Origin of the sequence: Rhizobium sp. C104 (assembly GCF_022354505.1) — a bacterium.
Classification (GTDB): Bacteria; Pseudomonadota; Alphaproteobacteria; order Rhizobiales; family Rhizobiaceae; genus Rhizobium; species Rhizobium redzepovicii.
The window spans coordinates 3,351,101-3,366,567 of record NZ_CP092348.1 but is presented as its reverse complement, the minus strand read 5'-3'; the positions used below and the strand labels follow the sequence as shown (position 1 = coordinate 3,366,567).

At 61.8% G+C, this 15,467-nt stretch carries 15 protein-coding genes and 1 pseudogene; 7 read left to right on the top strand and 9 right to left on the bottom strand.

Annotated elements, in window-relative coordinates; all coding sequences use genetic code 11:
* The first annotated feature begins 10 nt into the window (after positions 1-10).
* Positions 11-2,435, top strand: a pseudogene (gene pheT, locus MF410_RS17865) (phenylalanine--tRNA ligase subunit beta).
* Between the two features lie 51 nt (positions 2,436-2,486).
* Here pheT and MF410_RS17860 read toward each other — a convergent pair.
* Together MF410_RS17860 and MF410_RS17855 are read right to left on the bottom strand one after the other, a co-directional pair.
* The gene (locus tag MF410_RS17860) at positions 2,487-2,846 is read right to left on the bottom strand and encodes a nuclear transport factor 2 family protein (RefSeq protein ID WP_097624552.1); all 360 of its coding nucleotides are present in this window, start codon (positions 2,844-2,846) and stop codon (positions 2,487-2,489) included.
* A 91-nt stretch (positions 2,847-2,937) separates the two neighbouring features.
* The gene (locus MF410_RS17855; protein ID WP_097624553.1) at positions 2,938-3,930 is read right to left on the bottom strand and encodes an aldo/keto reductase; all 993 of its coding nucleotides are present in this window, start codon (positions 3,928-3,930) and stop codon (positions 2,938-2,940) included.
* A gap of 116 nt (positions 3,931-4,046) precedes the next feature.
* On the opposite strand from MF410_RS17855, the gene MF410_RS17850 reads away from it, so the two are divergent.
* A complete protein-coding gene (locus tag MF410_RS17850; protein WP_097624554.1) occupies positions 4,047-4,934 on the top strand; it encodes a LysR family transcriptional regulator in 888 nt (295 codons plus the stop codon).
* Between the two features lie 45 nt (positions 4,935-4,979).
* Here the strand turns inward: MF410_RS17850 and MF410_RS17845 are convergent, their stop codons facing one another.
* Positions 4,980-5,477, bottom strand: coding sequence for a ferritin-like domain-containing protein (locus MF410_RS17845; protein ID WP_097624555.1), 498 nt, complete (start codon positions 5,475-5,477; stop codon positions 4,980-4,982).
* 150 nt (positions 5,478-5,627) lie between these two features.
* Here MF410_RS17845 and MF410_RS17840 point away from each other — a divergent pair, with 150 nt between their 5' ends.
* Entirely contained in the window at positions 5,628-6,245 is a 618-nt protein-coding gene (locus MF410_RS17840) for a hypothetical protein (RefSeq protein ID WP_097624837.1), read from the top strand.
* Here MF410_RS17840 and MF410_RS17835 read toward each other — a convergent pair.
* Positions 6,235-6,678, bottom strand: coding sequence for a GNAT family N-acetyltransferase (locus tag MF410_RS17835; RefSeq protein ID WP_097624836.1), 444 nt, complete (start codon positions 6,676-6,678; stop codon positions 6,235-6,237). The two genes, MF410_RS17840 and MF410_RS17835, sit on opposite strands and share 11 nt — an antisense overlap.
* Before the next feature lie 13 nt (positions 6,679-6,691).
* Positions 6,692-7,639, bottom strand: coding sequence for an aldo/keto reductase (locus MF410_RS17830; RefSeq protein WP_097624556.1), 948 nt, complete (start codon positions 7,637-7,639; stop codon positions 6,692-6,694).
* 215 nt (positions 7,640-7,854) lie between these two features.
* Here MF410_RS17830 and MF410_RS17825 point away from each other — a divergent pair, with 215 nt between their 5' ends.
* A complete protein-coding gene (locus tag MF410_RS17825; RefSeq protein WP_097624557.1) occupies positions 7,855-8,841 on the top strand; it encodes a Gfo/Idh/MocA family oxidoreductase in 987 nt (328 codons plus the stop codon).
* On the opposite strand, the gene MF410_RS17820 is transcribed toward MF410_RS17825, so the two are convergent.
* Positions 8,842-9,219, bottom strand: coding sequence for a GtrA family protein (locus MF410_RS17820; protein ID WP_097624558.1), 378 nt, complete (start codon positions 9,217-9,219; stop codon positions 8,842-8,844).
* Positions 9,216-10,223 carry a glycosyltransferase gene (locus MF410_RS17815; RefSeq protein WP_097624559.1) on the bottom strand — a complete coding sequence of 336 codons (1,008 nt, stop codon included), beginning with the start codon at positions 10,221-10,223 and terminating at the stop codon, positions 9,216-9,218. The genes MF410_RS17820 and MF410_RS17815 overlap by 4 nt, the downstream gene beginning before the upstream one ends.
* A 159-nt stretch (positions 10,224-10,382) precedes the next feature.
* On the opposite strand from MF410_RS17815, the gene MF410_RS17810 reads away from it, so the two are divergent.
* Complete coding sequence (locus MF410_RS17810; RefSeq protein WP_131710691.1) at positions 10,383-12,221, top strand: hypothetical protein; 1,839 nt, start codon at positions 10,383-10,385, stop codon at positions 12,219-12,221.
* Between the two features lie 14 nt (positions 12,222-12,235).
* Here MF410_RS17810 and MF410_RS17805 read toward each other — a convergent pair whose 3' ends face one another.
* Entirely contained in the window at positions 12,236-12,481 is a 246-nt protein-coding gene (locus MF410_RS17805; protein WP_003589145.1) for a hypothetical protein, read from the bottom strand.
* 256 nt (positions 12,482-12,737) lie between these two features.
* Here MF410_RS17805 and xseA point away from each other — a divergent pair, with 256 nt between their 5' ends.
* Positions 12,738-14,318, top strand: a complete 1,581-nt coding sequence (xseA, locus tag MF410_RS17800; protein WP_097624561.1) for an exodeoxyribonuclease VII large subunit — start codon at positions 12,738-12,740, stop codon at positions 14,316-14,318.
* A gap of 2 nt (positions 14,319-14,320) precedes the next feature.
* Positions 14,321-14,911 (top strand): NAD(P)H-dependent oxidoreductase, encoded by a 591-nt coding sequence (locus tag MF410_RS17795; RefSeq protein WP_097624838.1) that lies wholly within the window; start codon positions 14,321-14,323, stop codon positions 14,909-14,911.
* Here MF410_RS17795 and MF410_RS17790 read toward each other — a convergent pair whose 3' ends face one another.
* Entirely contained in the window at positions 14,912-15,412 is a 501-nt protein-coding gene (locus MF410_RS17790) for a MarR family transcriptional regulator (protein WP_097624562.1), read from the bottom strand.
* Between the last annotated feature and the right edge of the window lie 55 nt (positions 15,413-15,467).

Genomic DNA, 15,467 nt, shown 5'->3' with positions numbered 1-15,467 from the left:
AATTGGGACGATGAAATTCACGCTCTCCTGGCTGAAAGAGCATCTGGAAACGGATGCCGGCCTCGACGAAATCTGCACGCGGCTCACCCAGATCGGACTGGAGGTCGAGGATGTCGACGACAAGGCGGCGTTCAAGCCCTTCGTCATCGCCAGAGTTGTCTCGGCGGAAAAACATCCGCAGGCCGATCGCCTGAAGGTGCTGATGGTTGATACGGGCGCCGGCGCGCCGGTCCAGGTCGTCTGCGGCGCCCCGAATGCACGCGCCGGCCTCGTCGGCGCCTTTGCTGCTCCCGGGACCTATGTTCCCGGCATCGACGTGACGCTTGCCGTCGGCAATATCCGCGGCGTCGAAAGCCACGGCATGATGTGCTCCGAAAAGGAGTTGCAGATCTCCGACAGCCATGACGGCATCATCGATCTGCCGGAAGATGCGCCGGTCGGAAAGAGTTATGCCGCCTATGCGCATCTCGACGACCCGGTCATTGAGATCAACCTGACGCCGAACCGTCCGGACTGCACCTCGGTCCACGGCATCGCCCGCGATCTCGCCGCCTCCGGAACTCGGTACGTTGAAGCACCGGCCTGCGCCGTCCTTCGCCGTCGAAGGCGAAACGCCGGTCAAGCTGACGCTCGATCTCGACGATCCGAAACTCTGCCCCGGCTTTTCGCTCCGTCTGGTGCGTGGCGTCAGCAATGGCCCGAGCCCGCGCTGGATGCAGCAGCGGCTGACCGCCATTGGCCTGCGCCCGATCAATGCGCTGGTCGATATCACAAATTACATGACCTTCGATCAAGGCCGGCCGATGCACGTCTTCGACGCTGCTAAGGTCAAGGGCAACCTCACCGTCCGCCGCGCCACGGAGGGCGAGACCGTGCTGGCGCTCGACCAGCGCGAATACAAGCTCGGCCCGAACAATGTCGTCATCGCCGATGAAGACGGCATCGAATCGATCGGCGGCATCATGGGCGGCGAACATTCCGGCTGCGACGAAAACACCGTCGACGTGCTGATCGAATCGGCCCTCTGGGACCCGATGAACATCGCCAAATCCGGCCGCAGCCTCGGCATCATCACCGATGCCCGGTACCGCTTCGAGCGCGGCGTCGATCCGGACTATATGGTGCCTGGTCTCGAACGCACGACGGAACTGGTGCTGGAGCTTTGCGGCGGCACGGCCGCCAGAGCCGAGGTCGTCGGCTATCAGGGTTACGAAGCAAACATCGTCGATTTCCCTTATTCCGAGGTCAAGCGTCTGACGGGGCTCGACGTCTCGGATGAGGAAAGCAACAGCATTCTGACCCGCCTCGGCTTCACGGTCTCCGGTTCCGGCGAGCGTGTCTCCGTTGCCGTTCCTTCCTGGCGTCCCGATGTCGACGGGAAGGCCGATCTCGTCGAGGAGGTCATGCGCATCCACGGCGTCGACAATATCAAACCGGCGCCGCTCGAAAGCCATGCGGTCGTCAACGGCAAGATCCTGACGACGCTGCAGATCCGCACGCGTCTCGCCAAGCGGGCGCTTGCGTCGCGCGGCATGCTCGAAGCCGTCACCTGGTCCTTCATTCCGGAAGATCAGGCCAAGCTCTTCGGCGGCGGTTCGCCCGCCCTCAAGCTTGCCAACCCGATTGCCGCCGAAATGTCGGACATGCGCCCCTCGCTGCTGCCGGGCCTGCTGACCGCAGCCCAGCGCAATGCCGACAAGGGTTATGCCGACGTCGCCATCTTCGAGGTCTCCGGCACCTATGAGAACGACCGGCCGGAAGGTCAGCGCCGCGTTGCGGGCGGCATCCGCCGCGGCACGGCTTCGCTTGTCGGCGCCGGCCGCGCCTGGTCGAACGCCGCCAAGGGCGGCGGCAAACCGGTCGACGTCTTCGACGCCAAGGCCGATGCGCTCGCCGTCATCGAAGCCTGCGGCCTGCCGATGGGCAACATCCAGATCGAGCAGGGCGGGCCGGAATGGTATCATCCCGGCCGCTCCGGCACGATCAAGATGGGGCCGAAAGTCGTGCTCGGCTATTTCGGTGAATTCCATCCGCTGACGCTGGAAGCGCTTGATGTCTCCGGCGCCCTCTGCGGCTTCGAGGTCTATCTCGATGCCATGGCCGAGCCGAAGAAGAAGGCGACCCGCACCAAGCCGGCGCTCGATCTTTCGCCTTTCCAGGCGGTCAAGCGCGACTTCGCCTTCGTCGTCGACAAGACGGTGGAAGCAGGCGCCGTCATCAAGGCCGCGACCGGCGCCGACCGCAAGCTGGTCACCGGCGTCAATGTCTTCGACGTTTTCGAAGGCGCGTCGGTCGGCGAAGGCAAGAAGTCGGTGGCGATCGAGGTTCAGATCCAGCCGGCCGAGCGCACGTTGACGGATGAGGATTTCGAGGCGCTGACGCAGAAGATCGTCGCCAGCGTGACAAAATTCACCGGCGGTGTTCTCAGATCCTGATCTTGCCGGCTAACAATAGGAATAGTCGACCGGTCGCTGTGGCCGGTCTTTTCACCTATGAAGATGGTAAAGCTTGCCGACGATCGTCCATCGGCCTTCGATCTTCAGCAATGAGAGATAATCGGTGAAACGCATTCCGGCGAAATCGTCGGTGACCTTGACGCTGGCCGCATCGCCCTCGACATCGACGCTCTGTATATCCATGAAGGGCTGCGTGCCGGGCGGGGCTGGCTCCTCCGCCAGGATCGCGGCGATGAACTCGTCCCGCGTCAGCCATTCGACGGCATTCTGGTAATAGCCGATGATCGAGCTTTTCGGGTGAAAGGCCTTTTTCAAGGCTGCCTCATTGGCGAAGGCCATGCCTTCGACATAGAGATGAACCGTCTGTTCGACTGCCTGCCTATCCGACATAGTTTCATCCCGTTCTCCGAGATGGCGTTAGATAGTTTCGCCGGCCGCGAAGGCAAGCCCGGCCTGTTGAATCAGGCCGGGCTTTTGTCGCTTAAAGGTTCGTCATGGCAAGCGACGCGTCCGAATAACGTTTTCCCGCCACCTGCCCGGCCGGGATGGCCTTGCCGAGCTGCTCGAGCTCGGCCGGGCTTAGCACGATATCGGCGGCGGCAGCGTTCTGTTCGAGATGGTGAAGCTTGCGGGCGCCGGGGATCGGCACGATGTCGTCTCCCTGGCTCAGCACCCAGGCGAGCGCCAGCTGTGCGGCGGTCACGCCCTTTTCGGCGGCAAGCTGTTCGAGCGTTGCGACCAGAGCGGCGTTGGCGTCGAAATTCTCCGCCTGGAAGCGCGGCACCTGCCGGCGGAAATCATCGGCGGCAAGATCTTCGGTCTTTATCGCCCCTGTCAGAAAACCGCGGCCGAGCGGGCTGTAGGGCACGAAGCCGATGCCGAGTTCGCGGCAGGTGGCAAGCACGTCTTCCTCCGGATCGCGCGTCCAAAGCGAGTATTCGCTCTGCAGCGCGGCGATCGGATGGACCGCATGGGCGCGGCGGATGGTGGCGCTGCCGGCTTCGGAGAGGCCGAGGGCGCGGACCTTGCCTTCCCTCACCAACTCGGCCATGACGCCGACCGTCTCCTCAATCGGCACGTTGGGATCGACGCGGTGCTGGTAGAAGAGGTCGATGGTCTCGATGCCCAGCCTTTTCAATGAGGCCTCGGCGACTGCCCGCACATGCTCGGGGCGGCTGTCGACGCCGGCGATGGCGGCAGCACCTTGCTGGCTGGTATCGATCTTGAAGCCGAACTTGGTGGCGATCACCAGGTGGTCGCGGAATGGTTTCAGCACCTTTCCGACAAGGGCCTCGTTGGTAAAGGGGCCATAGACTTCGGCGGTGTCGAAAAACGTGACGCCGAGTTCGACGGCGCGATTGAGCGTCCTCACCGATTCCGCTTCGTCGCTGGCGCCATAGGCAAAGCTCATGCCCATGCAGCCGAGGCCGACGGCTGAGACGGTCAGATCGTTTCCGAGTTTCCGGGTTTTCATGTTGCGCTCCTTTTCTGAGCTGGGACCGCTCTATGCGGTACGGGCAGACCATATCCTTGCCGCACCAGTCAGAAAATACATGCAGCTTCTAACGGGTTGTTCTATTCTTTCGATCAATGAACAGAACACAGCTCTCGCAACTCGCCGTTCTCGCCGCCGTCTCTGAGCATCGCAGCTTCCGCGCCGCGGCCAAGGAACTCCTCGTCGCGCCGTCAGCGATCAGCCATGCGATCTCGAGCCTCGAGGAAAGCCTGGGGGTCAGGCTCCTGGCGCGCACCACCCGCAGTGTCGCGCCGACGGAGGAGGGCCGCCTGCTTCTCGAAAGGCTGCGTCCGGCGCTCGAGGAGATCGATATTGCCCTGGAGGCTGTCCGCGATACGCGCGCCAAGCCGGCCGGCAACCTGCGCATCACTGCGCCGCGTTTCGCCTCCGATCTCCTGCTCGCCCCGCGCCTCGGCGATTTTCTCAACCTCTATCCCGATATCACCCTGGAGATTGCCAATGAGGACGGCTTCACCGATATCGTCAAGGAGGGGTTCGACGCCGGTATAAGGCTGGAGGAGAGCTTGGAGGCCGATATGATCGCGGTGAAGTTCTCACCCCCTTTGACCACTGTCATCGCCGCATCGCCCGAATATTTCGAGCGCCATCCAAAACCGGAACACCCGCGCGACCTCGTCCATCATCGATGCATCAAGCGGCGCTTTACCAATGGCTCCATCTATCGCTGGGAATTCGAAAAGGATGGGCAGGAATTGGTTGTTGCGGTCGACGGGCCGCTGATTGTCAGCGAGGACCGGCTGGCCCTGCTTGCGGCGCTTAACGGCGCCGGCCTTGCCTATCTCTTCGATATGCGGGTGGATGCCGAGCTGACGAGCGGCAGGCTCGTGCGGGTACTGGCGGATTGGTGCGCGCCCTATTCCGGGCCGTTTCTTTACTATCCCACCCGGCGGCAGATGCGCCCGGCGCTGCGGGCCTTCATCGATTTCTTCAGATATGTTTAGAAGAATGCGGGCGGCGGTAAGAGACTTGCCGCCCGCTCTCATCCGTCAGGCAGCCTTGGCCTTCTGGTTTGCTGCTGTGGTGGCGAGCTGCGAGAGGGTCTTGTCGGTCGCCGTTTCCTCCTGCAGCGTCTGGTCGAGCAGGCTGACGACATCCTTGAAGCCGAGCGTCGCGGCCCAGGTCTTCAGTGTGCCGTAACGGGCGATTTCATAATGCTCGACGGCCTGGGCCGCGGAAATCAGGCCGGCATCCAGCGCTGGCGTGCCCTTGAATTCCTCCATGATTTCCTCGCCCTCGGCGATAATGCCCTGGATCGCCTCGCAGGTCTTGCCCTGGGCGCGTTTGCCGATCTTCTCGAAAACCTGCTGCAGGCGCTCGACCTGGCCTTCGGTTTGCTCCAAGTGCTTCTGGAAACCCGCTTTCAATTCGGGGGACTGGGCGGCGCGCGCCATCTTCGGCAGGGCGCGCAGGATCTGCCGTTCGGCAAAATAGATATCCTTCAGCGTGTCGTAGAAGAGATCTTCCAACGTCTTTTCCTTGGCCATTTTCTCGATCCTTGTTCTGGGGAAGGCCGCGAATGCGGCGACACATTAAGAAGCAAGGATTGCGCAAATTGTTCCCGATCGATTTCGGGTGGACTGGAAATCTGCTCCGGGCGATGTTTCCTGCCATCGATGTGGGAGGAAGAGAACGTCATGCGAAAGCCGGGTTCGATGAAGGGTCTGGAGGATCTTGGCCGGATAAGGCTGTCGCAGAACTTCTTCTTCCGCGATTTCCTGCACTCCGAAATTGCCGATTTCCACCGAATTCCCAACATTCCCGAGGACCCCGATCTGGCGATCGAGGCAGGCAGGAGGCTTTGCCAGGAATTGCTGGAGCCGCTGGAAGCGACCTTCGGTCGTCTGCATATCCGCTCCGGCTATCGATCGCCCGATGTCAACAGGTTCGGCAACGACAACAATCTGAACTGCTCGACCAATGCCGCCACTGCCGCCCATCACATTTGGGACATGCGGGATTTCGACGGCTGCATGGGTGCTGCGGTCTGCATCGTCGTGCCGTGGATGCTCGACCGCTACAGCGACGAAAGCGACTGGCAACGGCTCGCCTGGTGGATCCACGACCATTTGCCTTATGCCTCGCTCTGCTTTTTCCCGAAGCTCTGGGCTTTCAATATCCAGTGGCACGAACGGCCAAAACGGGTGATCCAGAGTTATATCAGCCCACGCGGCATCCTAACCAAACCGGGCATGGCGAACTGGGAGGGGCGGCATTCCGAATGGTACGAGGGTTTTCCCGCACTCAAAAACTGATTCGGTAGCGAATGTGCCCGTCGCTCTCGACATAGCTGTCATAGAGCGCCCGGGCCGTCTTGTTCTGCTCGTTCGTATGCCAATAGAGCCGCGACCAGCCCTTCGCCTTGCCGAGTTCGACGAGATCGTCCATCAGCGCCCGCCCAACGCCTTTGCCGCGTGCCTCGGGATCGACGAACAGGTCTTCGAGATAGCAGTCCCTGCCGCGGATCCACGTGCCCTCATGGGTGAGATAGAGCGCAAAGCCCATGATCCTGCCGTCGACCTCGGCGACGCGCATGAGGATCGCCGACGCCGGATCGAAAACCCGGCGCCATGTCTGGTCGGTGATATCGGCATCGACCGTGACTTCGTAGAAGGCGAGATAATCAGCCCAGAGTTCGCGCCAACGCGCTTCGTCTTCGGGGCGGGCATCTCGGATCGTCACGGTCATCGTTTCTTCTCTTTCAGCGGCCGGCTTCGTCGAGCAGCGCCATCGCGTCATCGGAAAGCTGAAGTGTCGCTGATTTCGCCAGGCTTTCAAGCTGCGAAAGGCTGGTGGCGCTGGCGATCGGCGCCGTCACGCCCTTCTTGCGCAAAAGCCAGGCGAGCGAAATTTCCGCGGGCTTGGCGCCGGTTTCAGTGGACACCCTGTCGAGTGCGGCAAGAATGCGCAGGCCCTTGTCATCCAGATAGGTCGAAACCCGGCCCTCGCGGGCGCGGCCTTGCGTATCCGTCTTGCTGCGGTACTTGCCGGTGAGGAAGCCGGCGGCGAGGCTGAAATAGGTGATGACGCCGATATCCTCTTTGACGCAGAGCTCGGCCAGCGGCCCCTCGAAGCTCGAGCGCTCATAGAGGTTATATTCCGGCTGCACCACATCGTAACGCGGCAGACCGGCCTTTTCGGCGGCGTCGAAGGACGCCTGCAGCAGTGTCGCATCATAATTTGAGCAGCCGATGGCGCGGATCTTGCCCTGCTGCTTCAGCTTGGCAAAGGCAACGAGCGTTTCCTCGTGGGGCGTATCGGCGTCCGGCCAATGCGAGAGATAGAGATCGATATATTCGGTCTGCAGCCGGCTGAGCGAATCCTCGACTGCTTTCAGGATATAGCTCTCCTTGAGTGTTTTTCCCTGGCCCATATCCGAGCCGACCTTGGTAACGATCACGGCCTTGTCGCGGGAGAGGCTTGCCTGCTTCAGCCAGCGCCCGATGATCTCCTCGGAATCGCCGCCCTTGTTGCCGGGAACCCAGGCGGAATAGACATCCGCTGTATCGATCGTGTTGAGGCCCGCATCGAAGAAGGCGTCGAGAATGGCGAAGGATGTTTCCTCGTCGGCCGTCCAGCCGAAGACATTGCCGCCGATGACGATCGGCGCGACCGAAAGACCTGTTTTTCCAAGCCGGCGCATTTCCATGACGCTCTCCAAAATGGTGATGTAATTGAAATCGCGGGTACGGCAGAACGCGGTCCCGGAGCATGACGCCGAAACATCATTCTCTAACGATCTGAGAGAACCTAGCGCGATCCGGGCATGAGGGAAGGCAAACTTCCGTGATTTCAGCCCGCGCCATTGCGCCGCAGCGAAGGCCTGAATATGGTTCGCGGAAACCTGTTTGGGAGGCTTGGACCATGTTGCGCTTCGGTATCATTTCAACGGCAAAGATCGGCCGCGACAATGTCGTTCCTGCAATCCAGGACGCGGAGAATTGCGTCGTCACGGCGATCGCCAGCCGTGATCTCGCGCGCGCCAGGGAGATGGCCGACCGTTTTTCGGTGCCCCATGCCTTCGGCTCCTATGAGGAGATGCTGGCCTCCGATCTCATCGACGCGGTCTATATCCCGCTGCCGACCTCGCAGCATATCGAATGGTCGATCAAAGCAGCCGATGCCGGCAAGCACGTGCTCTGTGAAAAACCGCTCGCCTTGAAGGCCGGCGATATCGACGATGTGATCGCCGCCCGCGACCGCAACCGCGTGGTGGTCACCGAAGCCTATATGATCACCTATTCCCCGGTCTGGCAGAAGGTGCGCGCGCTGATCGATGAGGGCGCGATCGGCAAGCTGCGGCATGTGCAGGGCGCCTTCACCTATTTCAACCGCGATGCCGCCAACATGCGCAACATTCCAGAGCTTGGCGGCGGCGGCCTTCCGGATATCGGCGTCTATCCCGTCATGGGCACGCGTTTTTCCACCGGCAAGGAGCCGCTCCGCATCCAGGCCGTTACCGAGCGCGATCCCGAATTCGGGACGGATATCTATTCAAGCGTCAAAGCCGATTTCGGTGATTTCGAGTTGAGCTTCTACATCTCGACGCAGATGGCCAACCGCCAGGTCATGGTCTTTCACGGCACCGACGGCTATATCGAGGTCAAGTCGCCGTTCAACGCCAACCGCTTTGGGCCTGAAGAGATCGAGCTTACCGACCGCAGCCACAATGAATCGCGCATCTTCCGCTTCCAGGACAGTCGCCAGTACAAGCGGGAAGTCGAAGCCTTTGCCCGGGCGGTGAAGGACGGCAAGGAAGAGCTCGTCACGCTCGAAAATTCGAAATTGAACCAGAAGGTCATCGACGCGATCTACCGCGCCAGCGAGAAGGACGGCTGGGAATCAGTCTGATTATTCGGCGCGGAAGACGAAGCGCGAATAACCGAAAAAGCTGAAGATCATCGAGGCGAGGCTGGCGATCACCATGGCCGCCAGCGGCTGAAGGGCAGGCAGCGACAGCAGAAGTGCGGAATAAAGCCCGTAATTGACCAAGGCTGCCGTCACGCCGACCGAACCGTAGCGAAAGCCTTCGGCGGCAAGCGATCGGCCGGAGCGATCGAAGGTGAAGCTCCGGTTGAAAGCCCAGGTTGCCGCCATTGCCAGCGCGATCGCGACGAGCCGTGCCAAGAAAGGCCCGAGCGGCGTCAGATGAAGCAGCGCCGACAGGACGCCGGCATCGACGAGAAAGCCGATGCCGCCGGCAATGACGAAGCGGACGAGCTTTCTCATGCCGCATCCGCCTTGCCAGGACGCCCACGCGATGCGGGCGCTGCCTCGCCGAGCGGCGCCTTGGCCGCGCTCGGCGTCTCCAGGCTCATATAATGGATACGAAGCTGTTCGGCGCGGGCGCGGGCCACCGAATCCAAGATGACGCCGGCGGTAAACAGCATGAACGAAATCATCATCAGCGCCATCGACAGCACCCAGGTCGGCATGCGGCTGACGAGACCCGTCTGGAAATATTCCGCCAGCACCGGCGCCATGAAGCCGACGCTCGCCAGCATGAAGGTGGCGCTGATCGTGCTGAAGAAGGCGAAGGGCCGGGTTTCCTTCATCAGCATCGCGAACATCCAGAGAATCCTGCCGCCGTCGCGAAAGGTCGAAAGCTTGGAATGCGAGCCTTCCGGCCGGCGGCCGTAATCGAGTTCCAGCTCGCTGACCGGCAGCTTCAGCCGCGAGGCGTGCACGGACATTTCGGTTTCGATCTCGAAGCCGCCTGATACCGCCGGGAAGCTCTTGACGAAGCGGCGTGAGAAAGCGCGGTAGCCGGAAAAGATATCGGTGAAGTCGGGGCCGAAGATCGTCCGGTAGAGCAGGTTGAAAAGCCGGTTGCCGAGCGCATGGCCCTGACGGCCGGCATCGGCATGAACGCCGCGGCGGGTTCCCACCACCATGTCGGCCCGCTCGGTCAGCAGTGTGCGCACCAGTTCCTCGGCATCGGCTGGCGTATAGGTGCCGTCGCCGTCGGCGATGATGTAGATGTCGGCGTCAATGTCGGCGAACATCCGGCGCACGACGTGGCCCTTGCCCTGCCGCCGCTCGCGCACGACATGCGCCCCGGCAAGCATCGCCTGCAGGGCGGTGCCATCGGTGGAATTGTTGTCGTAGACGTGGATCGCCGCATCCGGCAGCGTCGCGCGGAAACCTCGCACCACAGGGCCGATCGTCGCGGCTTCATTATAGCAGGGAAGCAGGACGGCAATGTCCAGTTTATCGGTACTCGATCGGGCCATGACTTTACTCGTTACACAAAAGCCGAGCCGAGCCTAAACCACCCGGCGTTAATAAGACCCTATGACGAAAGCAAAATCGGCAGCTGCCGCAATCGGCTTTACACTTTCTTGATCGGCTGCGGTTAAGCTTCGGCATCCGGAAACGAAGCGCTAACCACGATGAACGCCGTGCAGCCGATCACCAATGCCGCATCCGTGACCGCCGCCCAAAGGGGCGGGTTGGGGCGGTTGATGATGCGCCTGTGGCCAACCGTCATCTGCTATAGCGTCATTCTCGCCACCATCCTCCTCGTCGCCAAGCTTTTCACTGCGACCGATTATGTCGGTCCCGACAATGACGACGGAATGCGTCTCATCGAGGTTCGCGATTTTCTCGCCGGGCAGGGCTGGTTCGATCTGATGCAATATCGCCTCGGCCTCGGTGGCGGCACGCTGATGCACTGGTCGCGGCTGATCGATCTGCCGATCGCTTCGCTGATCTGGTTCTTCGGTCTGTTTGCGCCCCACGAGACGGCTGAGGCCCTGGCGCTTGCCGTTTGGCCGGTTTCGCTCGTCCTCCCCGCCATGCTTGCCATGGCCGTTGCCGGGCGGCGCATCGGCGGTGTCGCCGGCATGCATATCAGTCTCGGCATGACCGGTCTTGCGATCTACACCGGCAACCGTTTTGCGCCTGGAGCCATCGATCATCACAATGCGCAGCTGGCGCTGGTCGCGACGATGGTGGCGATGCTGCTGGATCCGCAGCGGCGCGGCAGGAGTTATGCGGTTGCCGGCATCGCGGCAGCGGTCGCCATCGCCATCGGCGCCGAGACGACGCCTTTTGTCGCGGCCGTCTGTCTGACCATCGCTTTGCTCTGGGCGTGGGAAGGCGAAAAATTCGCCGTCGCCGCGAAGGCATTCGGGCTGGCGCTGGCAATGGCGATCAGCATTCTCTTTGTCGCAACGGTACCGCCGCGGCTCTATTCGATGGTCACCTGCGACAATCTCTCGCTCGGTTATTACAGCCTGGCGGCGATCGGCGGCGGGCTGCTGCTGTCTTCGGCGGTCTTTGCAAGCCGCCTGAGTCGCCCCTTGCGCTTTGCGGCGCTTGGCCTCGTCGGTGCCGGTGTTCTCGGTTCGGCGATGGTGATTGCGCCGCAATGCCTGAGCGATCCGCTCGCCGGTCTTGATCCGATGCTGGTCGAACTCTGGCTGAGGAATGTGTCGGAAGCGCAGTCGGCCTTTGTTCTTCTACGCACCGATCCCTTCTCCATCGGTGGTTTCTATGCGGCCGGCCTTTTCGCCATCGCGGTCTGCATCTTCCGCATCGTTCGGCGCGATCGTATGCAGATCCATCTGGTCCTGCTCTTCCTGCTGATCACCAGCTGGGCAATTGCGCTGGTCCAGGTGCGCGGCTCCGTTTTCTCGAACCTGATCTCCATTCTGCCACTTGCCTTGCTGATCATCGATATCAGGCGGATTTCCAATAGCGACAGCGAGAATGTTGCCGCCGCCTTCGTTTATATCGTCACTGTCCTCGCAAGCGTTCCGGCCGCCTGGGCACTCGGCGGCGGACTTATCGCGCTGCAGATGGGCAACGGCGCACAGAAGCAGGCGACGGAAAAGGTGCTTTCCTGCACATCGAGGCAGGCGCTGGCGCCGCTTGCCGGGCTTCCGGCCGGCCTGGTCTCCGCACCTTCGGAAATGGGCGTGCCGATCCTTCGTTTCACGCAAAACCGGGTTCTCTCCGCGCCCTATCACCGCAATCAGGGCGGCATGCTGACGGAACTGCACATCGGGCTGGCGGAGCCGCAGGAGGCGGAAGCCTTCCTGAAGGGGGCTCATGTGACGGTGCTTGGCTTCTGTTCCGGTGACCTGCAGACGCGAGAGATTGCCAAGCTGAAACCGGATGGGCTCTATGCCGAGCTCCGCAAGGGCAATATACCGCCCTATCTGGAGCCGCTTCCGAAGGCGGCCGATGTGGGCGTTCAGTTCTTTCGCTATCGGCCGGCGAATTGACGCCGGCAGTTCTTTTAGTGGGAAACGCGCGTCGCGCGGCGAAGGCGCGCATTCGCGTAGAGCCCGGCCACGAAGAGCATGAGGCCGCCATTAAAGCCGAGAACGGCATAGACGAAGGCCAGGATTGAGACCGGGCCGGGCGACGTAATCGCCGCCGCCGCGAAGGTTATTCCAATGAGCGCGGCGATCAACGCGATCGCGGCAGCCGAGCGCGTTTGCCCGGCGCTGACGCCCAATGCGGCTGCTGTGAGAATAATCATTTTCAGCACCTTCCCAGAGATAACGAGGGGAAGCATAGGAAGCGCCAACTAACAAAGATTTACCGGCCGTCCCGGCCGAAAAGCCTTTGTATTGCGGTGGTTAGCAATCCCTTTCGTCTATAACGCGCATTCTAACTATGCGTTCCGCAACCAAACGGATTTACCCGATTTCGCTGCGATCTCAGCAGCCGAGGAAACAGGCTTGTGCCGCGGCTGCGACCTTCCAGTTTCCCGCCGATCGACATAGAAAGAAGAGATGAGCAACCTCTTCGACAGCGATTCGCCAACCAATCTTGCCGAATATTCGGTTTCGGAGCTTTCCGGCTCGATCAAGCGCACCGTCGAAACAGCCTTCGACCAGGTTCGCGTGCGCGGCGAAATCTCAGGCTATCGCGGGCCGCATTCTTCGGGCCATGCCTATTTCGCGCTGAAGGACGATCGCGCCCGCATCGACGCCGTCATCTGGAAGGGCACCTTCTCGCGGCTGAAGTTCCGTCCGGAAGAGGGCATGGAAGTCATTGCCACCGGCAAGGTAACCACCTTTCCTGGCTCCTCGAAATATCAGATCGTCATCGAGACGCTGGAGCCGGCCGGCGCCGGCGCGCTGATGGCGCTGATCGAGGAGCGCAAGCGCAAGCTTTCCGCCGAGGGCCTGTTCGATGCCGCCCGCAAGAAGCGGCTGCCCTTCATGCCCCGCGTGATCGGCGTCGTCACCTCGCCGACCGGCGCCGTGATCCGCGATATTCTTCACCGCATCTCCGATCGTTTTCCCGTGCATGTCCTCGTCTGGCCGGTGAGGGTGCAAGGGGAGGGATCAGGCGAGGAGGTGGCGAACGCCATCCGCGGCTTCAACGCCCTGGAGCCGGCCGGCGTCATCCCGCGCCCGGATGTGCTGATTGTCGCGCGCGGCGGCGGCAGCCTGGAAGATCTTTGGAGTTTTAACGACGAAATCGTCGTGCGCGCTGCGGCCGAAAGCCGGATACCGCTGATCTCGGCGGTTGGCCATGAAACCGACTGGACGCTGATCGACTATGCCGCAGATGTCCGAGCGCCCACACCGACCGGGGCGGCCGAAATGGCCGTGCCGGTCAAGGCGGAACTTGACGCGCAGGCCGCCGCCCTTGCTGCGCGGCTGCAAGGCTGCATGAACCGGCAGATGGATCAGCGCCGCCAGTCCGTTCGTGCCCTGATGCGGGCATTGCCATCGCTCGATCAGCTTCTCGCTTTGCCGCGCCGCCGTTTCGACGAGGCGGCGACCGGCCTTGGCCGCGGTCTGGCACTCAACACCATCAACAAGCGCCGCGGCTTCGAGCGCGTCGCCGCGCATCTGCGCCCTGATGTGCTGTCCAACCGCATCGCCGAGCGGCGCCAGCTTCTGAGTGATCGCATGGCCCGGGCCGAACGCACCGTCGAGCGCCTGCTCGACCGCTCGAAGTCCCGCATTGATCGCGCTGAGGCAGTCTTCGCCACACTGCCGGCCCGGTTTAAGACGCAAACCGATCGGAGCCGTGAGGCTCTCGCCAATCTTTCGCGCCACGGCGATACGGCGATACGCCACCAGTTGGCTCGCGCCCGCGCCGAGCTTTCAGCGCAGGATCGTGTGCTGCAGTCGCTATCCTATAAGAATGTGCTGAAACGCGGCTACGCCGTCATTCGCGTTGAGGATGACAGGCCGGTCTCGCAGGCAGCGTCGCTCTCCGCCGGCACGGGTATCTCCATCGAGTTCGCCGATGGTCGCGTTGGCGCGATGACGACGGACGGTGGCGCCCCACCTGTCGGCACCAAGAAGCGTGGCGTGAAATCGGCCGAGCCGCCGAAGCAGGGAAGCCTGTTCTGATGATGCGGATCCTGCTGGTGCTTGCCCATCCGCTGCCGGATAGCTTCGCAGCCTCGGTGGCGTACACGGCTCGGCAAGCATTGGAAGCCTCAGGTCATGTCGTCGATCTGCTCGATCTCTACGCCGAGGATTTCGATCCACGCCTGTCCCAGGCGGAGCGGAGCGGTTACTTCGATATACCCTACGACACCTCAGTCGTTGCCGACATCGTTGCCCGGCTGCAGTCGGCCGACGGGCTCGTTCTCGTGTTTCCGCAGTGGTGGTTCAATTTCCCAGCCATTCTGAAGGGATTCTTCGATCGCATCTTCGCGCCAGGTGTGGCCTTCACGCACGACGCCGCCGGCGGTCGTATTGTGCCTGAACTTACCAATATCAGATTGCTCTATGCGCTAACGACGACGGGCTCGCCTTGGTGGCTGGTGCATTTTTATATGGGCAATCCCGTTCGGCGTCTGCTGAAGCGGGGCATTGCTAGCTTCTGCTCAAAAAAACTCGTCTTTCGCATGCTGAGCCTGCATGACATGGACCGCGCGACGGAGGCGAGGCGCAAGAGGCATTTGGATCGCGTCCGCAAGGCGCTTGCCGCCGTCTGACTATTCGAAATCCGACAGGAATTTCTTGAGCAACCGGTCGAACTCGGCCTTGTCCTCGGCTGTCAGGTTGCGTGTCAGCCGGCGCTGATTGGCGACATGCGCATCGACAGCGGCCTCGACTGTCGCCAGCCCCTTTTCCGTCAGTGCGATCAACACGCTTCTGCGGTCCTGTGGATTGACGACGCGCTCGACGAAGCCCGCTTTCTCCAACTGGTCGATGCGGTTCGTCATCGTGCCGGAGCTGACCATGGTCATCTCCAGAAGCTCGCCCGGCGAAAGCCGGTGGGGGGCGCCGGCGCGGCGGAGGGTGGCGAGCACGTCGAAGGCGGACGTCGAAAGCCCGTGTTTTAAGAGCACCGCCTCCACTTCGCGGCCGAGATGGGTGCCGAGGCGCTTCAACCGTCCGAGCAGGCCCATCGGTTCGACGTCGAGGTCCGGCCGTTCCTGTCGCCATTGCGCCAGGATCTTGTCGACGTGATCCATGCTGCTGTCTTTGCTCATGATCCACCGATAACAGCCATTATCTTGACGTCAAGATAAAAAGGCGTAAGATGCG